22 protein-coding genes are annotated in these 22,800 nt (G+C 69.7%); 2 read left to right on the top strand and 20 right to left on the bottom strand.

The genetic code is table 11. The features are described from left to right. The coding region (locus HXX10_RS27670) for a helix-turn-helix domain-containing protein (protein ID WP_296526554.1) at positions 1-248 on the bottom strand (248 nt) is incomplete at its 3' end. On the opposite strand from HXX10_RS27670, the gene HXX10_RS27665 reads away from it, so the two are divergent. Then, positions 239-676 carry a transporter gene (locus tag HXX10_RS27665; protein ID WP_367142042.1) on the top strand — a complete coding sequence of 146 codons (438 nt, stop codon included), beginning with the start codon at positions 239-241 and terminating at the stop codon, positions 674-676. The genes HXX10_RS27670 and HXX10_RS27665 overlap by 10 nt on opposite strands. Before the next feature lie 180 nt (positions 677-856). Here HXX10_RS27665 and hypE read toward each other — a convergent pair whose 3' ends face one another. Genes hypE through HXX10_RS27630 form a run of 7 tightly spaced genes read right to left on the bottom strand, consistent with a single transcriptional unit; the run spans position 857 to position 8,649 of the window. Beyond that, complete coding sequence (hypE, locus tag HXX10_RS27660; RefSeq protein WP_296526553.1) at positions 857-1,924, bottom strand: hydrogenase expression/formation protein HypE; 1,068 nt, start codon at positions 1,922-1,924, stop codon at positions 857-859. Next, on the bottom strand, positions 1,921-3,072 hold the full coding sequence (gene hypD, locus HXX10_RS27655) for a hydrogenase formation protein HypD (RefSeq protein WP_296526550.1): 1,152 nt from the start codon (positions 3,070-3,072) through the stop codon (positions 1,921-1,923). The genes hypE and hypD overlap by 4 nt, the downstream gene beginning before the upstream one ends. After that, positions 3,069-3,308, bottom strand: coding sequence for a HypC/HybG/HupF family hydrogenase formation chaperone (locus tag HXX10_RS27650; RefSeq protein ID WP_296526549.1), 240 nt, complete (start codon positions 3,306-3,308; stop codon positions 3,069-3,071). The genes hypD and HXX10_RS27650 overlap by 4 nt, the downstream gene beginning before the upstream one ends. An 11-nt stretch (positions 3,309-3,319) precedes the next feature. Beyond that, the gene (hypF, locus tag HXX10_RS27645; protein ID WP_296526548.1) at positions 3,320-5,800 is read right to left on the bottom strand and encodes a carbamoyltransferase HypF; all 2,481 of its coding nucleotides are present in this window, start codon (positions 5,798-5,800) and stop codon (positions 3,320-3,322) included. 8 nt (positions 5,801-5,808) lie between these two features. Next, positions 5,809-6,885, bottom strand: coding sequence for a hydrogenase nickel incorporation protein HypB (hypB, locus tag HXX10_RS27640; RefSeq protein WP_296526547.1), 1,077 nt, complete (start codon positions 6,883-6,885; stop codon positions 5,809-5,811). Continuing rightward, a complete protein-coding gene (locus tag HXX10_RS27635) occupies positions 6,885-8,042 on the bottom strand; it encodes a nickel-dependent hydrogenase large subunit (protein WP_296526546.1) in 1,158 nt (385 codons plus the stop codon). Before HXX10_RS27635 ends, hypB begins: the two co-directional genes overlap by 1 nt. Before the next feature lie 4 nt (positions 8,043-8,046). Next, a complete protein-coding gene (locus HXX10_RS27630; protein ID WP_296526545.1) occupies positions 8,047-8,649 on the bottom strand; it encodes a HupE/UreJ family protein in 603 nt (200 codons plus the stop codon). A 439-nt stretch (positions 8,650-9,088) separates the two neighbouring features. On the opposite strand from HXX10_RS27630, the gene fdhD reads away from it, so the two are divergent. After that, a complete protein-coding gene (gene fdhD, locus HXX10_RS27625) occupies positions 9,089-9,943 on the top strand; it encodes a formate dehydrogenase accessory sulfurtransferase FdhD (protein WP_296526544.1) in 855 nt (284 codons plus the stop codon). A 134-nt stretch (positions 9,944-10,077) separates the two neighbouring features. Here fdhD and moaA read toward each other — a convergent pair whose 3' ends face one another. From moaA to hyfB, 12 genes are all read right to left on the bottom strand, one after another. Further along, positions 10,078-11,112 (bottom strand): GTP 3',8-cyclase MoaA, encoded by a 1,035-nt coding sequence (gene moaA, locus HXX10_RS27620; protein WP_296526543.1) that lies wholly within the window; start codon positions 11,110-11,112, stop codon positions 10,078-10,080. Positions 11,113-11,232: 120 nt separating this feature from the next. After that, positions 11,233-12,135, bottom strand: coding sequence for a formate/nitrite transporter family protein (locus HXX10_RS27615; RefSeq protein WP_296526542.1), 903 nt, complete (start codon positions 12,133-12,135; stop codon positions 11,233-11,235). Positions 12,136-12,216: 81 nt separating this feature from the next. After that, positions 12,217-12,675, bottom strand: a complete 459-nt coding sequence (gene hycI, locus HXX10_RS27610) for a hydrogenase maturation peptidase HycI (RefSeq protein ID WP_296526541.1) — start codon at positions 12,673-12,675, stop codon at positions 12,217-12,219. Continuing rightward, the gene (locus HXX10_RS27605) at positions 12,672-13,232 is read right to left on the bottom strand and encodes a formate hydrogenlyase maturation HycH family protein (RefSeq protein ID WP_296526540.1); all 561 of its coding nucleotides are present in this window, start codon (positions 13,230-13,232) and stop codon (positions 12,672-12,674) included. Before HXX10_RS27605 ends, hycI begins: the two co-directional genes overlap by 4 nt. Beyond that, positions 13,229-14,014 (bottom strand): NADH-quinone oxidoreductase subunit B family protein, encoded by a 786-nt coding sequence (locus tag HXX10_RS27600; protein WP_296526539.1) that lies wholly within the window; start codon positions 14,012-14,014, stop codon positions 13,229-13,231. Before HXX10_RS27600 ends, HXX10_RS27605 begins: the two co-directional genes overlap by 4 nt. Further along, on the bottom strand, positions 14,011-14,559 hold the full coding sequence (locus HXX10_RS27595; RefSeq protein WP_296526538.1) for a formate hydrogenlyase complex iron-sulfur subunit: 549 nt from the start codon (positions 14,557-14,559) through the stop codon (positions 14,011-14,013). The genes HXX10_RS27600 and HXX10_RS27595 overlap by 4 nt, the downstream gene beginning before the upstream one ends. 12 nt (positions 14,560-14,571) lie before the next feature. Beyond that, positions 14,572-16,299, bottom strand: coding sequence for an NADH-quinone oxidoreductase subunit C (locus tag HXX10_RS27590; protein ID WP_296526537.1), 1,728 nt, complete (start codon positions 16,297-16,299; stop codon positions 14,572-14,574). Between the two features lie 18 nt (positions 16,300-16,317). Further along, entirely contained in the window at positions 16,318-17,883 is a 1,566-nt protein-coding gene (locus HXX10_RS27585; protein ID WP_296526536.1) for a hydrogenase 4 subunit F, read from the bottom strand. A gap of 5 nt (positions 17,884-17,888) precedes the next feature. Continuing rightward, on the bottom strand, positions 17,889-18,542 hold the full coding sequence (hyfE, locus tag HXX10_RS27580; protein ID WP_296526535.1) for a hydrogenase 4 membrane subunit: 654 nt from the start codon (positions 18,540-18,542) through the stop codon (positions 17,889-17,891). Between the two features lie 11 nt (positions 18,543-18,553). Then, a complete protein-coding gene (locus tag HXX10_RS27575; protein WP_296526534.1) occupies positions 18,554-19,993 on the bottom strand; it encodes a hydrogenase 4 subunit D in 1,440 nt (479 codons plus the stop codon). A gap of 19 nt (positions 19,994-20,012) precedes the next feature. Further along, positions 20,013-20,951 (bottom strand): respiratory chain complex I subunit 1 family protein, encoded by a 939-nt coding sequence (locus HXX10_RS27570; protein ID WP_296526533.1) that lies wholly within the window; start codon positions 20,949-20,951, stop codon positions 20,013-20,015. Between the two features lie 10 nt (positions 20,952-20,961). Continuing rightward, positions 20,962-22,800: hydrogenase 4 subunit B (gene hyfB, locus HXX10_RS27565; RefSeq protein ID WP_296526532.1), on the bottom strand; the 1,839-nt coding region annotated here is incomplete at its 5' end.

Below are 22,800 nucleotides of genomic sequence, written 5' to 3'. Positions count from 1 at the left end.
GTCGCGAGCCGTGCGGTGTCAGGGACCACAGCTCCCGGCATCGCCTCTCCAGCCAACATCGCCGACAGCTTGTCGGCATAGGGATCGAGCTTGCTGGGGCGGTCGGGAACTTTGAACCGCGGTTCGACTCCGTCCGATCGCAGATACTTGCGGACAGTGTTCCGGGAAAGTCCGGTGCGCCGAGCTATCTCCCGGATCGAGTAATGGTTCCGGTGGTGCCACCGACGGATGACGCTCAATAACTCCATGTCGATCACTCCGCTGTCCCCCGAACGAATCGCGTCCGGGGAGGGTCGAACATGGGTCAATTCTCGGTGGAAAAATCCCCGCGGCCTGGGTCACTTCTCAGTGGAAATCAACAGGGGCGTCGCAGTTTCTGACAAAACAGCTCCAGATCGGCCTGGTCGGCTACCTGTATCAACAGATCAGTTGCGACAGCGGCACCGGCGCCCGGGTCGGATGCTTCGAGTCGCGGGTGATGAGCGTCGGCGCGCAGGTCGGCTACATCGTGCCGATGGGCGAGGTTCAGGGCTATCTCAACCTGAAGGCCTACAAGGAGTTCGAGTCGGAGAACCGGCCCGAGGGCTGGAACGTCTGGCTGACGCTGGTGCTGTCGCCCGCCTCCGCCACCCCGCCGCCCGCCGCCACACCGACCAAGCGGATGGCGCTGAAGTAAGGCGCGGAGTCCACGCCACGGCCGCCTCTTCACCTCTCCCCGGCGGGGAGAGGTCGCCGCGCGGCACGCGCGGCGGGTGAGGGGGTGCCGAGATCAGCCATAGACGCATCCGCCCCTCACCCCGGCCGCGAGCTGCGCTCGCGCCTGACCCTCTCCCCTCGGGAGAGGGTCAGACCGCCGTCAACAGATTCTGGGGAGTTGCTCGCCGGCGAGCCAATCGACGATGCGGCCGCCGCCGAAGGCGGTGGTCATCTGGACGAAGCGGTGCTTGTCCTCGACGATCGTGCCGATGATCGCCGCGTCGCGGCCGAGCGGATGCGCCCGCATGGCGGCCAGGAGCGCGTCGGCGCCTTCGGGCGCGACCACAGCGGTCAGCTTGCCCTCGTTGGCGACGTTGAGCGGCTCGAGCCCCAGAAGCTCGCAGGCCGCCGCCACCTGGGCCTTCACCGGGATCGCCTCCTCGGCAATGACGATGCCGACGCCGGACTGGTGGGCGATCTCGTTGAGCGTCGCGGCGAGGCCGCCGCGGGTCGGGTCGCGCATCAGCTTGAGATGCGCCCCGGCGGCCGCCACCATGGCGGCGACCAGCCCGTGCAGGGCGGCGGAGTCGGACAGGATCGCGGTCTCGAACTCCAGGTTCTCGCGGCTCGACATGATGGCGACGCCGTGGTCGCCGATCGAGCCCGAGAGGAGTACCACGTCGCCGGGGGTCGCCCGATCTCCCGACAGGACGAGTCCTGCCGGCACCACGCCGATGCCGGCGGTCGAGATGAACACGCCGTCCGCCTTGCCGCGCTCGACCACCTTGGTGTCGCCCGTGACCACCGGCACGCCGGCGGCGCGCGACGCCGCGCCCATGCTTTTGGCGATGCGATCGAGGTCGGCGAGTGGAAATCCCTCCTCGATGATGAAGCTCGCCGACAGATAGAGCGGCACGCCACCGCTCATGGCGATGTCGTTGATGGTGCCGTGCACGGCGAGCGAGCCGATGTCACCGCCCGGGAAGAACAGCGGCGAGACGACGTAGCCGTCGGTCGTCATCACCAGTTTTCCGTTTGCGGCGCCCGGCAGCGGCATCGCCGCCTGATCGTTGCCCTGCGCCAGAAATTCGTTCGCCAGTGCGGGAGCGAAAATGTCGGCGATGAGCTGCGCCATGGCACGGCCGCCGGCGCCATGGGTGAGCTCGACGCGCCCGTTTGTCAGGTCGAGCTTTCTGTGGCGCGGGCGCGGCGGAACATGCGTTGTCATGCGGGCAGAACCTCGGGCCTCGTCCTGGCGTGCTGGCGGAATCTCCCAAAAGTCCAGTGCGCCGCGCAGGCGCCTTCCGACGAGACCATGCAGGAACCCATCGGGTTTTCCGGCGTGCAGACCGTGCCGAACAGCTTGCAGTCGGCCGGCCGCTTGACGCCGCGCAGGATGGCGCCGCACTCGCAGGCGGGATTGTCCTCGGCCTTCTGAGTGACGATGGAGAAGCGCGTCTCGGCGTCGAAGCGCGCATAGACGTCGCGCAGCTTCAGCGCACCGAACGGCACCTCGCCGAGGCCGCGCCACTCGAAGCTTTCCCGCGGCTCGAACAGTTTCGTCACCAGCGCCTGCGCCTTCTCGTTGCCGGTCGGCGTGACGGCGCGGATGTACTGGTTCTCGATCTCGGTGCGGCCCTCATTGACCTGGCGGACCAGCATCAGAATCGCGTGCATCACGTCGAGCGGCTCGAAGCCGGCGATCACGACGGGCTTGCGGTAAAGCGTCGCGCAGAACTCGTAGGGCGCCGTGCCGATCACGGTGGACACGTGCGCCGGGCCGACGAAGCCGTCGAGCGAGACTTCGCCGCGCTTCGCCTCCGGGCTCTCCATGATGGCGCGGATCGCCGCCGGCGTGAGCACGTGATTGCAGAACACGGAAAAGTTCTTCAGCTCCTTCTTGGCCGCGATCTCGATCGCCACCGCGGTCGGCGGCGTCGTCGTCTCGAAGCCGATGGCGAAGAACACCACCTCGCGGCCGGGCTCGGCCTCGGCGATCTTGAGTGCGTCGAGGGTCGAGTAGACCATGCGGATGTCGGCGCCCGCCGCCTTGGCCTTGAGCAGGCTCGACCCGTCCGAGCCCGGCACCCGCATGAGGTCGCCATAGGTGCACAACGTGACGCCGGGCCTTTGGGCGAGTCTTATGGCGTCGTCCATGCGGCCGACCGGCAGCACGCAGACCGGGCAGCCGGGGCCGTGGATCATCCGCAGGTTCTCGGGCAACAGATCCTCGATGCCGTAGCGCGAGATCGCATGCGTATGCCCGCCGCAGAACTCCATGAAGTGATAACGTCGATGCGGCTCGGCCTCCGCGCTGATCGCCGCCGCGATGGACTTGGCGAGGACGCCGTCGCGGTATTCGTCGACATATCTCATGACGCGACCTCCGCGGCTCGCACGGCGCCGGCCTCGGCCAGCAAGGCCAGGGTGCGCTCGGCCTCCTCGGCGTCGATACGGGCGAGCGCGTAGCCGACGTGAAGGACGACGTAGTCGCCGGGCGCGACGCTGTCGAGCAGCGCGACCGAGATCGCTTTTGAGACACCGTCGAGCGACACCTTGGCCATGCCGTCGGGCAGAAGCTCGGTCACCTGGGCCGGGATCGCGAGACACATGGTCGCCTCCTTCAGGATGTCGGTGCGAGCGCGAACGCGCTCGCTGGATCGTTCATGGCGGCGCGGGCCATCGCGGCCTGCCCGAGCGACAGGCCGCCGTCGTTCGGCGGCACGGCGCGGGCGAGCAGCGGCACCAGCCCCCGGCCCCGCAACGCCGAAGCGAGCCCGTCGGCCAGCACCCGGTTCATCAGGCAGCCGCCGCCGAGCGCCACCTCGCGATGCCCGTGCGTCGCGGCCGCCGCGGCGATCCAGGCGGCGAGGCCGTCGATCAGGGTGCCGTGAAACAGCGCCGCGCCGGCGCGCCGATCCCGCGTGTCGGCGAGCGCGGCCAGCAGCGGCGAAAAGTTCACCACGCCGTCGCGGCAGACGAAACCGTGATCCAGCGTAAGGGGTGTTCCGACCAGGGCCTCGAGCTCCATGGCGGCCTGCCCCTCGTAGTCCTGATGCGTGCGCAGCCCCAGAAGACCCGCCGCCGCATCGAACAGCCGCCCCAGGCTGGTGGTGGTCGCCGTCCCCTCACCTCTCCCCGCACGCGGGGAGAGGTCGACGTCCGCGCGATCAGCGCGGACGTCGGGTGAGGGGGCGTCTCGTGGATACAGAAGCGCCCCCTCATCCGTCTCGCCGCTGCGCGGCGAGCCACCTTCTCCCCGCGCGCGGGGAGAAGCAGAAGGGGCGCTGTGCCGTGACGTATCGGTCTGCGATGCCATCCGCTTGGCCAGCGCGCCGGCGATCGAAATTTCTGGAAACCGCGACGCCGCCTCGTCGAGGCGACCGATCGCTTTGAGCGCCGCCAGCGCCATGCGCCAGGGCTCGCGCGCGGCGCGGTCGCCGCCGGGCAGCGCCAGCGGGGCGAGGTGGCCGAGACGGCTGAACGCCGCGCCGTCCACCAGCAGAAGCTCGCCGCCCCAGTTGCCGCCGTCATCGCCGAGGCCGTGTCCGTCGAGCGCGACGCCGAGCACCGGGCTCTTGCGGCCGTGCTCGGCCGCGATCGCGGCGACATGCGCGGCATGATGCTGCAGGCGGGTAACGGGCAGGCCGAGTTCCTCGGCGAAGCGGGTCGAGCGGTAGTCGGGATGCAGATCGCAGGCGACGCGCTCCGGCGTCACGTCGAGCACACTGGTCAGATGCGCGATCGTCTTGCGATAGAATTTCACCGTTTCGGCGGTGTCGAGATCGCCGATGTGCTGGGAGACGAAGGCCTCGCGCCCGCGCGTCACCGTCACGGTCGCTTTCAGATGCGCGCCGACCGCGAGCACGCAGGGCCCGTCGGTGCCGAGATCGACCGGCTCGGGAACAAAGCCGCGGGCGCGGCGGATGACGGCGGGCGCGCCGTCGATCACGGTCATCACCGAATCGTCGGCCCGCACCACGATGGGCCGGTCGTGCGTCACGATCAGGTCGGCGATGCCGGCGAGCCGGCGCTGCGCATCGGCGTCGTCGACCACCAGCGGCTCTCCGCCCGGATTGGCGCTGGTGGCGACCAGCGCAATTTTTTGGGGGGCGCTGCGCCAGTCGCTGCCCTCTGGTGCGCCGAGCAGCGCATGGAACACGAGATGATGGACCGGGGCGTAAGGCAGCAGCAGGCCGACCTGCGCCAACCCCGGCGAGATCGACGGCGCCAGCGCCGGCTCGCCGGCGGCGCGGCGCAGCGGCATCAGCACGATCGGCCGCGACGGCCGGCTCGCCAGCGCGACATGCGCGGCGCTCGCCTCGCCGAACAGCGAGAGCGATGCGGCATTGGCGACCATCACGGCGAAGGGCTTCGCCTCGCGCGCTTTGCGCCGGCGCAGCTCGGCCACGGCCGGCTCGTTGGTCGCATCGCACATCAGATGAAAGCCGCCGATGCCCTTCAGCGCGACGATGTTTCCGGCGCGCATCGCCGCGGCGATGTCGGCGATCGAATGGCTCAGCCGCGGCCCGCAGCGCGCACAGGCCACCGGCTCGGCATGGAAGCGGCGGTCACGCGGGTTCTGATAAGCGGCCGCGCAGTCCGGGCACATGGCGAAACCCGACATCGCCGTGTTGGGGCGATCGTAGGGGACGTGGCGCGTGATGGTGAAGCGCGGGCCGCAATGCGTGCAGTTGACGAACGGATAGAGATGAAAGCGGCTCGCGGGATCGAACAGCTCGTCGAGGCACGCGTCGCATGTTGCGGCGTCCGCCGGGATACGAGTCGCGGCACGGCCGCCGACGCTCTCCGCGATGACGAAGCCGCGTCCGCCGGTCGGCACCAGCATGCTGCGCTCGATGACGTCGATGCGGGCGAGCGGCGGCGCCTCGGCGGCGAGCGCCGCCACGAAGGCGTCGAGCCCCTGCCCTTCCGCCTCGATCAGCACGCCCTCGGCGTCGTTGCGGACCGATCCCGAAAGCGCAAAGCGCTCGGCGAGGCCGAACACGAAGGGCCGCATGCCGACGCCCTGCACGACGCCGCGCAGCCTTATCGTTTCGCGCGACACCGGCGCGCCGCGGCGGTCGGGCGGGACGGTCAGCATCGCATTGCTCATCCCGGCGCTGCGGACGGCGCGGTGGCGCGGGCCATGCCGGCCGCCAGCGCCGCGCCCGCTTCGAGCCAGGCATAGAAGGCCGACAGCCCCTCGCCGGTGCGGGCCGAGACAACGAGAGTCTTCAGCCGCGGATTGACCCGCAGCGCGTTGGCGACGCACGCCGCGACGTCGAACTCGACATGCGGCAGCAGGTCGGACTTGTTCAGGAGCATCAGGTCGGCGGCCGCGAACATGTCGGGATATTTGAGCGGCTTGTCCTCGCCCTCGGTGACCGACAGCACCACCACCTTGTGGGCCTCGCCGAGATCGAAGGCCGCGGGGCAAACGAGGTTGCCGACGTTCTCGACGAACAGCACGCCGCCCGCAGGCAGCGGCACTTGATCGAGCGCGTGGCCGACCATGTGGGCGTCGAGATGGCAGCCCTTGCCGGTGTTGATCTGGATCGCCGGCGCCCCGGTGGCGCGCACCCGCGCCGCGTCGTTGGAGGTCTGCTGGTCACCCTCGATGACGGCGACGGGCAGCTTGCCGGCGAGGTCCTGGATGGTGCGCACCAGAAGCGTCGTCTTGCCCGAGCCCGGGCTCGACACGAGATTGAGCGCGAACACGCCGGCTGCGGCGAGCCGGGCACGGTTCGCCGCCGCATGGGCGTCGTTGTGCGAGAGGATGTCGCGCTCGATCTTGACGATCCGGGCCTGGCTCAGGCCCGGCACATGCGCGCCGCCGAGCCCGGCGCCGTAGTCGAGCGCGCCATCCTGGGCATGGACATGGTCGTGATCATGAGCGTGCGCGTGGTCGTGCGCATGGTCGTGATCATGCGGGACGCCGTGCTCGTGCAGGTGCTCGTGATGATGATCATGATCGTGGTCGTGGTCGTGGTCGTGGTGGTGATCATGGGCATGCGCGTGATCGTGCGAATGCGAATGGCTGTGGGCGTGGCTGTGGGTCGTGCCGTCCGCATGGCTGTGCGCGTGCGCATGAGCGTGCGCATGCTCGTGGGCATGCGCATGCGCCTCTTGCCCCGCCTCGGCGCCGGGCTCGATCGATCCGGTGCCGCAACCGCAGACCGTGCACATCACTCGACCTCCAGATCGGTGGCGCGGCGCATATCCGCCGCTTCGGGGAGTTCGGCGCCGTCCGCGTCGAGAATCTCGACCCGGCATTCGACGCATGGATCGTAGAGCGAGGCGAGCCGCGCGATGGTGAGCTCGACGGTGGCCTGCGCCATCGCGTCGGTGCCGATCCCGGCGCCGACCAGCGCGCTCGCGCAAGGGCCGTCGGGCGCAAAGTTCCATTCGGTCGGCGCCAGGATCTGATAGCGGGCGACCTGCCCGGCCCCGTCCAGCGCGACCAGATGATGGAGCCGGCCGCGCGGCGTCTCCACGGCGGCCCAGCCGGTCTTTTCGGCGAGCCGGCCGGCCGCGACCAGCGCGTCGCGCTCCAGCCGGCGCTCGCCGCAGAAATGCGCCGCCGCGGCGGCGATCTCGGCGAAGCGCGCCGACAGCCGCGCGGCCGCGTCGTCGACCGGGACGCCGTCGAGCACGGCGCGGGCCGCCGGCCCGGTCTGCGGCCGCCGGCCGGGAAGGTGCGGCGTCGCGGCGAAACCCTCGCCGTCGCGATCGAGCGCCGCCAGCACGGCTGCGTCGTCGGCGCGCGACAGCGGATCGGGCGTCTGGTCCGACAGGCTCGGGCCCGCGGCCGCATAGCCGAGCAACCGGTCCGCCCACGAGCCGGGCCTGCCGCCGGCCGTCCCGCCGGCCCGCCGGCCGTCGAGGAAGCCGAGCCGGTCGAGCGCCGCGGCGAGCGCGCCCGCGTTCACGGGCGCCGTGGCGGCGGCGGACAGCGCCGCCGGCAACGCGGGCCGCTCCGACGCCAGCAGCGGCACGGCGGCGCTCCAGCCGATCGCGGTCGCCCGCAGATGCTCGACCAGACGCTCGGCCAAAAGCGCGTCACGCTCGGCATGAGCGTCCGGCTCCGCCAAGGCGGCGCCGGCCATCCGCAACGCATGCGTCGCCGCCGTCGCCTGCGACATGCCGCACAGCGCGAACAGTCGTCGCACGATGTCCGGAATCTCGGCGGGCGGATGGCCGGCCAGCACGGCCGCGAGGCCACGCGGCCGGTCGCCGCGCACCGCGGCCGCGGCGATCCGACCGTCCGCCAGGGCGGCCGAGACGATCACCCGGCCGGCGTCGAACGGCGCCGCCGCACTCGTCTGCGCGCGTGCGCGGTCCATCGCCTCATCCCAGCACGGCCAGCACCACGCCGAGCGCGGCGACGCCGGCGCCCGCAACGCGGGCCGCCTGCTGCCATGGCGCCCGGCCGAGCACCAGGCCGACGCCGATGCCGGCGAGATGCAGAAGCGCGGTCGCCGAGACGAAGCCGAGCCCGTAGAGGAGCGGTGCCGCGGCGGCCGGCATCTCGGCGCCGTGGGCATAGCCGTGGAACAGGCCGAACAGTCCGACCACCGCGGCGGCGGCCACGACCGGTAGGCGGACCTTCAGCGCGACCAGCAGGCCGAGCACGACCACCGAGGCGGTGACGATCGGCTCGACGGCCGGCAGCGCGACGCCCGAGGTCGCCAGCACGGCGCCGGCGACCAGGAGGCCGACAAAGGCCGCCGGCACGGCCAGCATGGCGACGCCGCCCAGCGTCGCCGACCACAGGCCCACCGCCAGCATGGCGGCGAGGTGATCGACGCCGAGCAGCGGATGGACGAAGCCGTCGCCGAAGCCGTGGACATGCGGGGTGAGCCCGACATGCGCGGAGGCCACGTCGGCGGCGGCGAGCAGCACCGCTGCGGCGGCCGTCGTGGTGCGGGCGAGGTCGCGGGCAGTTGTCATCGAGATCTCCTGGCGTGCGAAGCGGGATCGGAGTCGGGGTCGGGGTCGGGGTCGGGCAATGACGCGAGCTGCGCCGGCGCCGCGATGCGTCGCCGGGTGACCGAAGCGGGCCGGCCAACCGTCGTCGGAGCCGCGTGATGCCCCATCACGGCACCACGATGTCCGATCCGGCCTTCGCCGGCAACCGTCTCGACGGCGGCGCCACCCGCGCGCCCGCGCTCCGCCGTCGCACGCGGCGGTCGCGGCGGCACCGGCAGGAGCGGCGCGGAGGCGAATGATCGCATTTATCTATCGCCCGATATACATTGCTTATTACTTTCACAGCCAATTTATATTGTACGATACACATGGCGCTTCCGCATATTTACATATTGCCTTCGGCTTCTTTACTGACGATTGTCCGCTTCGAAAGCGAGCCGAGACAGTGCGGACACAGCCGATGCCGACCGGACCGAGCGAGGGTGTCGCGGTCGCCGATGTGCAGGCGGGAAGCTGCCGGATCGACGACTGCTGGCTGGTCACCGAGGAGACGGCCGGGCGGCGGCGCGAGACGGTCGCCGAGGAGGTGCCGGTCGCGCTGATCTACAACGGAACGCCGTTCGCCGTGATGCTGGCGACGCCGGCCGATCTCGACGATTTCGGCCGCGGCTTTTCGCTCACCGAGGGCGTGGTCGGCTCGCTCGCCGACATCGAATCGATCGCGGTGGTGCCGGTCTCCCGCGGCATCGAGGTGCGCGTCGCGATCGGAGCAGACTGGGCGCTGGCGCTCGCCACCCGTAAGCGCGCACTGGCCGGCCGCACCGGCTGCGGGCTGTGCGGTGTCGACCAGTTCTCCGAGGCCTTGCGGCCGGTGGCCCGCGTGACGGCGCCGCTCGTCGTCGCGCCGGCCGCGGTGCGCCGCGCCATCGCCGAACTGCCCGGCTTGCAGGCGCTCAACCAACGGGTCGGGGCCGTGCATGCCGCCGCCTTCGCCGACGCGAGCGGACGGATCCTCGCATTGCGCGAGGACGTCGGGCGCCACAACGCACTCGACAAGCTGATCGGCGCGCTTCCGGCGCTCGGCATCGATCCGGCTGAGGGCTTCGTGATGGTGTCGAGCCGCTGCTCCTACGAGATGGTGCACAAGACCGCGGCGGCCGGCATCGGCCTGATCGCCGCCGTCTCGGCGCCGACCTCGCTCGCCGTCGGCCTCGCCGCCAAGGCGAATGTCGCCCTCCTCGGCTTCGCCCGCGACGGACGATTCACCGTGTATGCCGGGGCCGAGCGCATCGCAGGTGCCGACCTGCACGAGTGAGGCGGGGACCCAGATCAAAAAGCTCGTCATGGCCGCGCGTGTCGCGGCAATCATCGTCTTCGGCGTCTTCGTCAGCAAGATCGTGGATGGCCGGGACGAGCCCGGCCATGACGACGGCAACCTGACGCGAGACCTCACCCGCCGGTCGCGTTCATGCCGCGGGCGATGGCGGGGCGGCCGAGCTGGTCGAGCGCGAAGCTGTGGCTCTGTGGTTTTCGCGCGACGGCATCGTGGATCGCGGTGACGAGCGCATCGTCGCCTTCGCTCGACCGCAGCGCGGCGCGCAGGTCGACGGCGCCGCTGCGGCCGAGGCAGAGCACGAGCTTGCCCGTGCAGGTGACGCGGACGCGGTTGCAGTCGGCGCAGAAGCCGTGGCTCATCGGCGTGATGAAGCCGATGCGGCCGCCCGTCTCGACCACCCGGACATAACGGGCCGGGCCGCCGCTGCGCTCGGGCAGATCGACCAGCGTGAAGCGCTGCTCGAGCGCGGCGCGGACATGATCGAGCGGCACGAAGCCGCCGGCGCGGTCGCCGGCGACTGCGCCGACCGGCATGGTCTCGATCAGCGACAGGTCCATGCCGCGGCGATGCGCGTAGCCGACCAGATCCGCAATCGCGCGGTCGTTGACGCCGGCCTGCACCACGGTGTTGAGCTTGACCGTCAGGCCGGCGACGCGGGCGACCTCGATGCCGCCCAGCACGGAGGCGAGATCGCCGCCGCGGGTGACGCGGGCGAAGGTTTCGGCATCGAGCGTGTCGAGCGACACGTTGATGCGGCGCAGTCCGGCTTCGGCCAGCTCGCCGGCGAAGCGGGCGAGCAGCGAACCGTTGGTCGTCATGGTGATCTCGTCGAGACCACCCGCGGTCGCACCGCTCGACAGATGGCGCGACAGCGAGCGCACCAGCGCGACGATATTGCGCCTGGTCAGCGGCTCGCCGCCGGTGAGGCGCAGCCGCCGCACGCCGCAGCGCACGAAGGCGGAGCACAGCCGGTCGAGCTCGTCGAGGCTCAGCACCTCGCGCTTGGGCACGAACACCGGATGCTCGCCGAGGCAATAGGTGCAGCGATAGTTGCAGCGGTCGGTCACCGAGACGCGCAGGTAATCGACCCGGCGGCCGAAGGTGTCGAGAAGGGCCGGCCGGGCGGCCGCGGGGCGTTCGACGAGCATCGGAGCATCTTTCGCGGCGAGAAGCGGCGGCCAGGAGAGCACGACGGATCGGCTCCGGGGGCGACGCCTCCCGTGGGAGGCGTCGTGTCGCGTGGGTCGCGCGGGCGGCGACCGGGTCGATCAGCGGGCGGCGACGCGCGGCCCGGTCGGCTCGGTCGACGACGCCGGCGCGGCCGGCAGGGGCGTGAGGCCGCCGAGGCCCTTGCGGTAGATCACCCAGTAGACGAAGCCGACGAAGCCGGCGCCGCCGACGATGTTGCCGAGCGTCGCCGGGACCAGATTGTGGATGATGCCCGGCAGCGTGATCACCGACACGTCGAGGCCGGCCGGCACGTGATCGGTGACGACCAGGATCCAGGCGAGCGGCAGGAAATACATGTTGGCGATGCAGTGCTCGAAGCCGGCGGCGACGAAGCAGGCGACCGGCAGCACCATGCCGGCCATCTTGTCGGCGACCGAGCGGCCCGCATAAGCGAGCCACACGCCGAGGCAGACCAGCACGTTGCACAGGATGCCCTTGAAGAAGATGGTCACCATGTCGGGCTGGATTTTTCCGACGGCGAGCTTGAGCGCCGCGGTGGCGATCGCGCCGTTGTTCAGATCGGGATGGTGCGCCATGACCACCAGGAACACGAGCCCGAGGGCGCCGACCAGATTGCCGAGCCAGACGATGATCCAGTTCTTGATCACCTCGGCGGTGCGGATCTGGCCGTTCCACCACGCCATCACGATCAGGCAGTTGCCGGTGAACAGCTCGGCGCCGCCGATCATCACCAAAGCGAGGCCGAGGGCGAACACGGTGCCGCCGAGCACGCGCTGGATGGCGAAGCCCAGCGTCGGATCGGCCAGCACGATGGTGAAGAACATGCCGCCGAGCCCGATCGAGCCGCCGGCGACGACCGCCAGCATGAACTCGGGCAGGAACGGCATGCGCGCCTTCTTGACGCCGAGCTTCTCGACCTTGTCCTGGATCTCGGCCGGCGAGTAGGCGTCAGAACCGAAAATTTGGTTGTCCGCTGCCATCGGATAGCTCCTGTCTCTGCAAACCTCTTTCGAGTTTATGGGGTGCACGCGGCGCGCTCGAGGCGCCGGTGGTCTCGTGAATCAGGCGACCGCCGGGATGTCGTGAATGTCGCGACCCTCCCTCAAGCGCCGATGCAAATTCACCACGGCGATGCGCACGGCCGGCGTCATGTCGGCGAAGAACTCGACCCGGGCCGGCTGGATGCCGAGAAAGGTCACGCGCCGCACCGTCTCCTTCAGCGAGGCGATGAGGAAATTGAGCGGGATCGCGTGGGTCGAGATCAGGAAGCAGTCGGCCACCTGCGCCTCGTCGATGCGCCGGACCTCGCCAGGCGCGAGCTGCATGTCGGCGGCGTCGACCAGGACGACGTGATCCGGCGCGCCGCGGCGCACCACATGCATGACGTTCTCAGGCGCGGCGCCGCCGTCGACGACGGTCCAGCCCTCGGCCCCGTCGGTCTCCAACAGCTCGGCCAGCAGCGGGCCGGCGCCGTCGTCGCCCATCAGGCTGTTGCCCACCGTGAACACCACGCCGCTCACGACCGCCTCCGTCCCATCAGATAGATGGCCGGCTCGCGCTCGATGGCGGCGAGCGAGGCGGTGAGCGTGTCGAGCCAGGCGCCCTCCTCCTCGCCGACCGCGTCGCGCACCGTCTCGATCGCGGCGCCGAGCAGCCTGGTGTGGGTCTTGTCGATGATGATCTCGCCGAATCGCCGGAGCCCGTCGAGCTTTTTTCGCGCGTCGCCGTCCGGGAAGGCCGCCACCAGCCGCTCGTAGAAATCGACCGAGCAGCGCAGGATCGGCTTGAAGCAGTCGAACACGCCGACATGGTGGCCGATCGCCAGCGAGTAGTAGACGACCTCGCGGGCCTGCTTCGGAATGTCCGTCTCGCGCTCGAGGATTTTTGCGTCGAGCTGGTAGAACACGATCTCGGCGGCCGAAGCGCTCGTCGCGGGGAATTTCCCGTCACCCTGAGGTGCCCGGCGCAGCCGGGCCTCGAAGGGCGACGGCCCGGGCCGTCCGGGGCCGTCATCCGTCGAGGCTCGCTGCGCGAGCACCTCGGGATGGCGGTCCTGGCTCATCGATTCGCCGGTCATGCGATCGCCTCCGTCACCACGTCGCCGAGGCGCGCGAGAATCTCGGCGACGCGCGGGTCGGTCTCGGCTGCGGCGAACGTGCTCATCCGATCGGTGAGCGGCACCAGGCCGGGCTGCTCCAGCATCACCAGGAACTTTTCGGCGATGTCGCCGCCCTGGCGGTAGCCGGCCATGCGGCGCGCCTCGCGCTCGACCAGGACGCGCAGATTGTAGGGGATCGACGGATGGGCCACGGCGACGCGCTCGCCCTCGGCCTGCACGTGGGTCTCGGCCTTGAGCTTCTGGCCGAGCAGGCCGAGCGCCACGGCGAAGCCGTAGACGGTGGCGGCCGGGGTCGGCGGGCAGCCCGGGATGTAGACGTCGACGGGAAGAATCTTGTCGGTGCCGCCCCACACGCAATAGAGATCGTGAAAGATGCCGCCGGAGACACCGCAGGCGCCGTAGGAGACGACGATCTTCGGATCGGGCGCCGCCTCGTAGGCGCGGAGCGCCGGCATCCGCATCGAGCGGGTGACGGCGCCGGTGAACAGCAGGATGTCGGCGTGGCGCGGCGAGGCGACCACCTTTATGCCGAAGCGCTCGGCGTCGAACACCGGGGTGATCGAGGCGAAGATCTCGATCTCGCAGGCGTTGCAGCCGCCGCAATCGACCCGGTAGACATAGGCCGAGCGGCGGATGTCCTTCAGCAGCGCCGACTTCATCCGCACGACGTCGGCCGGGGTGTCGATTTTGGCGAACGGCCCGGCGGCGCGGACGTCGGTCTCGGTGATGTGGCGGGTCATCGGGAGGTCTCCATGGCGCGGACGACGCGGCTGCCGGCGATCTGGCCGAGATCGTGCGCGCGCTTGCAGGCCGGGCAGGTGGCGACGAGCTGGCGGCGCCGCTCGGCGTCGGCCTCGCTCGGCGCCGTCGCCTCGATCAGCGCGGTCACGTAGGCGACCTCCTTCTCGGGCGCGAAGGGCTTGCCGCAGGCGACGCAGGGCGCCAGCCGGAACACCGCTGTGCGGACGAGGTCGGCCTTCACCGCGACGGCGAGCTCGAAGTCCGGCGTCAACCGGATCGCATCGGTCGGGCAGACCTCCTCGCAGCGGCCGCAGAAGACGCAGCGGCCGTAGTTGATCGACCAGGTGCGGGTGCCGGCCCCGGCATCCGTCTCCATGCCGAGCGCGTTAGCCGGGCAGGCGACCGTGCAGGCCGCGCAGGCGATGCAGTTCGCCGCCTGGTGCTCCGGCTTGCCGCGAAAATCCTTGGCCACCTCGACGGGCGCGAAGGGATATTTGACGGTCGCCTCACCGGTGCGGAGGACTTCCTTCAGGAGCTTGAACATCGGTCGTCCCTCTCACTTCAGCGGCGAGTTGGTGCGCTCGCGGCAGTAGCGTTCCATCTCCTTGTACGGGACGGTGACGCTGGACGCCTTGTTGACGTCGACGACGGTGACGCGGTCGGTGCAGGAGTAGCAGGGGTCGATCGAGGCGACGATCAAGGGCGCGTCCGACACGGTGTTGCCGCGCAGCATGTAGCGCAGCACCGGCCAGTTGGCGTAGGTCGAGGCCCGGCAGCGCCAGCGGAACAGCTTCTGGTTGTCGCCCGTCATCGACCAGTGGATGTCCTCGCCGCGCGGCGCCTCGGTGAAGCCGAGCGCGAACTTGTGCGGCTTGTAGGTGAAGTCCTCGGTCAGCACCGGCCCGCCCGGCGCATCGGCGAGGATCTGCTCGATGATCGACAGGCTGTCGAAGAACTCGGAGACGCGGACCAGCGTGCGCGAGAGCACGTCGCAGCCGTCGCCGACATTGACCGGCATCGCCACCCCGCCATAGCCCGCGAAGGCGTGGTCGACGCGGGTGTCGCGCCGGTGGCCGCTGCCCCGCACGGTCGGGCCGACCGGCGAATATTCGCGGGCGATGCCGGGATCGAGAATGCCGACGCCCTTGACGCGGCCTTCGAGATTGGGCGTCGCGAGCAGCATCTCGACCAGCCGCGTGACCTCCTCGCGCAATTCGCCGATCAGCCGCAGGGTGGCGACATGCTGCTCGCCCAGGATGTCGCGGCGCACGCCGCCGATCAGGTTGAGCGCGTAGGTCTTGCGCGAGCCGGTGAGCATCTCGGCGAGCGTCATGGTCTTCTCGCGGACGCGGAAGAACTGCATGAAGCCGGTGTCGAAGCCGACGAAGTGGCAGGCGAGCCCGAGATTGAGGAGATGGCTGTGCAGCCGCTCGGTCTCCAGCAGCACCGAGCGGATCGCCTGGGCGCGGGCCGGCACGGCGATGCCGAGCGCGTTCTCGATCGAGGTCGTGTAGGCGACCGAATGGGCGTAGCCGCAGATCCCGCAGACGCGGTCGGCCAGGAACGTCACCTCGTTGTAGCCCATCCGGGTCTCGGCGACCTTCTCCATGCCGCGATGGACGTAGAACATCCGGTAGTCGGCATCGATGATGTCCTCGCCGTCGACGAACAGGCGGAAGTGGCCGGGCTCGTCCGAGGTGATGTGCAGCGGCCCGAGCGGGACCACGGTGGTCTCGCCCTTGGCGTCGTTCTTGAACTGATAGGTCTCGTCGTCGCCGGTCGGCTCGGGCCGCAGGCGATAGTCCATCGAGTCCTTGCGCAGCGGATGCAGGCCGTCCGGCCAGTCGTCCGGCAGCACCAGCCGGCGCTCGTCCGGCAGGCCCACGGGCGTCAGGCCGAACATGTCGCGCACCTCGCGCTCGTGCCACACGGCGGCCGGCACCAGCGGCGTCACCGAGGGGAACTCCTCGGTCGCGGCCGGCACCTCGGCCCGCACCACGATGAAGGATTTTTCGGCGCCTTCCATCGAGAGCGCGTAGTAGAGCGCGAAATTGCCGTTGATGGTCCGCTCGTCGTTGCCGGCCATCACCGACAGCCAGCCGTCGTGCTCGTGATAGAGCGTCGAGACGACGTTCGGCAGCTCGTCGAGCTTGACCGTCAGGGTCGCCTGGGTCGGCGTCTGCCAGCTCTCGTCGAGCACGGCATGCGGCAGCTTCAGGCGAAGAGCCGCGATGGTGTCGGACCCGACCCGGGCCGCATCGGGTGTAGCGGTTGGCGCGTGCATGATCAGTCTCCCGTGCGGTCAGCGGCTGGCCGCCTCGACGCGCAGCGGCGTCGACAGGCCGTAAATCACGGTGGGCGGCTCGGCCGCGGCCTTGCCGCCGCGCTCGACCAGCTCGGCGGCGCGGCCGACCAGCGTCGTCACCGGCCCCGGCACCGCGAAGCCGAAGGCCAGCACCAGCGCCATCAGCACCACCATCGGGGCGAGCGCGGCGACGCCGACGTCACCCTTGCGGACGCTCTCGGGCGCCTTGCCCAGCACCGAGCCGGAGACGATCTGGACGAAGCCGGCAACCGTGACGGTGAGCAGCAGCGCGGAGGCGAGCGTCAACCACACCCAGCCGGCACCGAGCCCGGCGTTGAAGACCATGAACTCGCTGACGAAGACGTTGAAGGGCGGGAAGCCGGCGAGCGCCAGCGCGCCGGCCATCATCAACACGCCGGAGACCGGCGCGACCCGCAGCAGGCCCTTGACGGTGCCGAGATCGCGGCTGCCGTACTTGATCAGCACGTTGCCGGAGCCGCAGAACAGCAGCGCCTTGGCGAAGGAATGGTTGACGGCGTGCAGGAGCGCGGCGCCGATGCCGAGCGGGCCGCCGAAGCCCAGCCCGAGCAGGATCAGGCCGATATGCTCGACGCTCGAATAGGCCAGCTTGCGCTTGAGATCCTGCTGGACGAAGAACAGGAAGGAGGCGACCCCGACCGACAGGAAGCCGAGCACCAGGAGCAGCATCTGCGGGAACTCGGGCCCGACCGCCTGGATCGTGATGGCGTAGTAGCGGATGATCACGAACAGGGCGCATTTGAGCAGGACGCCGGAGAGCAGCGCGGAGACCGGGCTCGGCGCCTCGGAGTGGGCGTCGGGCAGCCAGGCATGCATGGGGAAGATGCCGGCTTTGGTGCCGAAGCCGATCAGCACGAACACGAAGGCGAGCTTGGCCAGCATCGGGTCGAGCAAGCGGGCGTTGGCGACCAGCGTGGTCCAGAGAATGGCGCCTTCGGGGTCCGCCAGCACTTCCGAGCCATTGGCGAAGGTGAGAACGGTCCCGTAGAGCCCGAAGGCGACGCCCACCGTGCAGATGATCACGTATTTCCACGCCGCCTCGAGCGACGAGCGCTTGCCGTAGATGCCGACCAGGAAAGCCGAGCCGAGCGTCGTCGCCTCGATGGCCACCCACATCATGACGATGTTATTGGCCGTGACGGCGAGCAGCATGGTGAACAGGAACAGGTTGAAGAAGCCGTAATAGAGCTTGTGCCGCGCCGGCGTCAGCAGGCCGTGGGCGACGTCGTGGCGGATGTAGCCGAGCGAGTAGAGCCCGGTGAGGAAGCCGACGACGCCGACCAGCCCGATGAAGATCGCGGCGAGCGGGTCGATCAGCAGCCAGTGGTCGAAGGCCGAGATCGGGCCGGCCGCGAGCGCCGTACCGCCGGCGACGAGCGCCAGCGCCAGCACGGCCGTGATCGACGCCACGTGCAAAGCCTCGACGACGCGCGACGGACCGGTGCCGACCGGCACGGCGAAGATCGCCAGGGCCCCGACCAGCGGCCCGAACAAGAGGAGATAGGGCAGGACGGAGGACGTCATGGCGATCATCCCTTCAGGGTCGTGAGCTGGTCGGCGTCGAGGGTCGCCAGGGTGCGGTGGATCTGGGTGCCCAGCACCGCCATGACGACGACCGCGAAGATGGCGTCGGTGGCGATGCCGACCTCGACCAGCTCGGGCGCGTTTGCGGCGAGCAGCGCGAGAGTTAGGTGCGAGCCGTTCTCCATCAGACAATAGCCGAACACCTGCTTGAGGATGTTCCGCTGCGTGACGATGCAGGCGAGCCCGAGGAAGAAGTGGGCGAGCGAGATGGCGAGCGCCGGCTTGACGGCCTCGGCGGTGCGCAGATTGACGCCCGACACGACGACGAAGCACAGCACCACGACGACGGCGGCGAGGATGACGGACAGCGCCGGCGAGATGCGCTCGCCCGAGCCGAGCTTGGGATCGTCGAGCTTGCCGAACACCCGCGCCATGATCACCGGCACCAGGATCACCTTGGTGACGAGCGCGGTGGCCGACCAGGTGTAGAGCTCGTGCGAGCCGGTGACGCCGGCGAGCGCCAGGAACACCAGCACCAGCACGAATGACTGGGACGCGTAGAAGACCGCCGAGTTGAACGGCCGGCGCGCCGTGATCACCAACAGCGAGGTGACGATCAGGAGGCCCGAGAGCCCGTTGACGAGATGAAATCCGGACATCGTCTCCCCCTTCAGCCGAGCCAGGCCGCGGCGATGAAGCTCGAGCACACCGACATGGCGATGAGCACGACCAGCACGAACCCCATGGCGAGCGGCAGCGGCGCGGCGGCGGCGACCGGCTCGGTCGGCTTGCCGGGCACGGTCCAGCCCACCCATTTCAGGAACCAGGCGAAGCTGCCGACCGATTCGACGAGCGCGATCACGACCAGCACGTAGAGCAGCGGATGCGCCTGCGAGACCGAGAAGCCGCCGGCGAAGATCGCGAACTTCGAGAAGAAGCCGTTGAAGGGCGGCACGCCCGTGATGGCGAGCGCCGCCACCACGAAGGCTACGCCGATCAGCGGCGCCTTCGAGAGGACGCCGCGCAGCACCGGCAGCATTCGGGTGCCGGTGGTGTAGCTCAGCGCGCCGGCGACCAGGAAGAACAGCGTCTTGGCGAAGGCGTGGTTGAACACATGGGCGATGGCGCCGTTGAAGGCGAGCTTCGAGCCGAACACCGACAGCGACAGCGCGAGGAAGATGTAGGCGAGCTGCGTGATGGTCGAGTAGGCGAGCAGCCGCTTGAGGTCGGCCTGCGGCAGATACATCACGAAGCCGTAGATCAGCGTGACGATCGCCATCGCCGAGCCGACCCAGCCGACGATCTCGGGGGCGCCGTTCGACGACATCAGCGCGCGGGCGACGATGTAGACGCCGACCTTCACCATCGAGGCGGCGTGCAGATAGGCGCTGATCGGGGTCGGCGCCTCCATGGCGTCGGGCAGCCACATGTGGAAGGGAAGCTGCGCCGACTTGCCCCAGGCGGCGACCAGGATGGCGATCAGCACGATGGTCTTGCCGGTGGCGCCGAGATCGGCGATCGCCGACAGCGAGAAGGTGTGGGTCTCGAGGAACAAGACGCTCGCCGCGACATAGAGGCCGAGCGAGGCGACATGGGTGATGATCAGCGCCTTGGCGGCCGAGTAGAGCGACTTCGGCTTCTCGTAGTAGCCGATCAGCGCCCACGAGCAGGCGCCCGTGATCTCGAAGAAGACGAGCTGGCCGATCAGCGTGTCGGTGAAGACAAGGCCCGCCATGGCGCCGACGAACAGCGCCAGGAAGGCGAAGAAGCGCCGCCGTCCGGTGTCGGGATGCTCGCGATTGCCGGCCGAGAGATAGGCGCCGGAATAGACCGCGATCAAAAAGCCGATCGCCACCACGGCGACCGCGACCAGCACCGACACGGTGTCGACCGTGAAGCCGAGGATGGCGGTGTCGCCATAGGCGATCAGGGTCGCCGAGACCGGCACCTTGCCGGCCTCGGAGAACTGGAAGGCCAGCGTCAGCACGGCGACGACGGCGAGCGCCGCGAAGAGCTGGCAGATCCATTTGGCGGCGGCGTGGGGCGACAGCGCCACCAGCACGGCGCCGGCGACCGGCAGCAGGATGGTGGCGAGAGCGAGGTCGATCATCGGGGTTCTCCTGTCGCTCTCACAAGCCGGCGAGATAGAAGACGAAGGCGAGCGATGCGATGCCGACGCCGAGCCAGGAGTGGCGCGGCGTCAGGCGGAAGCGGGTGCGGGCGACGCTGTTCTCGACGATGCCGACCACGGCGAAGATGGCCAGCACCTTGAGGACGAAGACGACGAGGCCGGCGGCGAGATCGAGCGGGGCCATCGAGGTGGCGTTGCCGAAGGGCAGGAACACGGCGACGAACCAGGCGACGACGAGGAGCTGCTTGAGCGACAGCGACACCTTCACCATGGCGAGCGAGGGGCCCGAATACTCGGTGAGGGGGCCTTCCTGCAGCTCCTGCTCGGCCTCGGCCATGTCGTAGGGCAGCTTGCCGAGCTCGATATAGACGGCGAAGCCGAAGGCGGCGGCGGCCATCAGGGTGGCGGCGGCGGAATGCATCGACAGCGAGGCGACGGCGGCGCCGATGGTGCCCAGATTGGTCGACCCGGCGAGCAGCGCGGCGACGAACAGCGACAGCATCATCACCGGCTCGACCAGCACGCCCAGCGTCAGCTCGCGGCTGGCGCCGATGCCGGCGAAGGACGAGCCCGAGTCGATGCCGGACAGCGCGAAGAAGAAGCGCGCCAGAGCGAACAGGTAGATGGTCGTGATCAGATCGCCGAGCGCGTCGATCGGGGCGAAGCGGGTGATCACCGGCGTACCCATGGCGACGACCAGCAGGGTCGCCGGCATGATCACGGGCATCAGCCGAAAGACGAAGCCGGAGGCCGGCGGATGCACGTCCTGGCGCTTCATCAGCTTGATCAGGTCGCGGTAGTCCTGCAGCACGCCCGGCCCGCGCCGGGTGTGCATCTTGGCGCGGACGACGCGCATGAAACCGGACAGGAGCGGCGCCGCGGCGAGCAGCAGCACGGCCTGGACGACGGCGAGGGCGAAGTGGCTCAGGCTGGGCACGACGGAGCTCCTAGCGAAGGGTGACGAGCAGGAGGGCGACCAGCGCCGCGACGATGTAGAGGCAGTAGATGCGGAAGTCGCCGCCCTGCAGCCGCTGGGCGCTGCGGCCGATGCCCCCGACCGCCTCGATCACCGGCGCGACCAAAGCGCGGTCGAACAGAGGCTCGCTGCGGCGCGCCTGTGCCACCACGGTCTCGAAGCGATGCGCGATCGCCGTCGACACAACCGCGACGTCCTTGCGCACCTCGTAGAGCGGGCGGAAGAACATGCGGATCGGCTGGGCGAAGCTCGCGGCCGAGACCGCCATGTGGCTGTTCGGCAGATAGCCGCAGGCCCACGGCGCGGTTGCACGGCGAGCGCCGGAGCGCGCGGCCGCCCAGACCGTCATCAGGATCGCGGGCAGTGCGGCGAGCGCGACGAGCAGGAGCGCCACCAGCGGAGTCGACAACACGGCGTGGGCCGGATCGCCAGGCTGCACCACGGCGCCGTCTGCCAGCACGGCCACGGGCGCATGCAGCGTCGCCGCGGCGATGGCGCCGATCACGGGCGCCACGATGGGAGCAGCGAGGCCGAGCCCGACGCAGGCGATGGCGAGCACCACCATGCCGGCGATCATCGCGACCGGCACCTCACGGGCCTGCTCGGCGTGCTTGCTGCGCGGCGCGCCCGAGAAGATCACGCCATAGGCCTTGACGAAGCACATCACGGCGAGCGCGCCGGTCAGCGCCAGCATGGTGGCGGCAACCGGGGTGGCGAATTTCACCAGGAAGGTACCGTCGAGCGCGGCGGCAAACAGCGCCTGATAGGTGAACCACTCGGAGACGAAGCCGTTGAGCGGCGGGATCGCCGAGATCGCCAGAGCGCCGACGAGGAAGCACATCGACGTCCACGGCATCGCCTTGGCGAGCCCGCCCATCTCCTCCATGTCCTTGGTGTGCATGCGGAAGATGACGGAGCCCGCGCCCAGGAAGAGCAGGCCCTTGAACACCGCGTGATTGACCAGGTGATAGAGGCCGGCCATCAGGCCGACGACCGCGACCAGCGGCTGGTGCGCGGCGAGCCCGATCATGCCGGTGCCGACGCCGAGCAGGATGATGCCGATATTCTCGACCGAGTGGTAGGCCAGGAGCTTCTTGATGTCGTGCTCGGCGAGCGCGTAGACGACGCCCAGCACCGACGAGATGGCGCCGAGCGCCAGCACCAGCACGCCCCACCACAGCACGTCACCGCCCAAGAGGTCGATGCCGACCTTGACGATGCCGAACACGCCGATCTTGATCATCACGCCCGACATCAGCGACGAGGCGTGGCTCGGCGCCGCCGGATGGGCGCGCGGCAGCCAGACGTGCAGCGGGATCATGCCGGCCTTGGCGCCGAAGCCGAGAAGCGCCAGCACGAAGACGATCGAGGCGATCGGCTCGGAGGGATGCGCGGCCCGGAAGGCGGAGAAGTCGAAGCTGCCGGCGACGTTCGCCATCAGATAGAAGGCCGCCATGATGGCGACCGAGCCGGCATGGGCGACCAGGAAGTAGACGAAGCCGGCCGACACCGCCTCCTCGTCCTGGTCGAAGATCACCAGGAAATACGAGGCGAGCGACATCATCTCGAAGAAGACCAGGAACCAGAAGGCGTTGTCGGCGACGACGACCAGTACCATCGAGGCGACGAAGAGGTTGAGGAAGAAGCCCATCGCGCCGACGCCGCGGCCTTCGTATTCGCGCACATAGGCGAGCGAGAAGATCGCCGAGACGGCGGAGAGGAACGAGATCACGGCAACCATCAGGCCGGCGAGCGGGTCGAGCCGCAGGACGAAATGGGCGAACGGGAACGGCGAGCCGACGTCGAGCAC

It is taken from the genome of Rhodoplanes sp. (assembly GCF_013377085.1).
In the GTDB taxonomy this organism is placed as follows: Bacteria; Pseudomonadota; Alphaproteobacteria; order Rhizobiales; family Xanthobacteraceae; genus Rhodoplanes.
The sequence above is the reverse complement of the archived record's forward strand: the minus strand, read 5'-3'. Positions and strand labels throughout refer to the sequence as shown.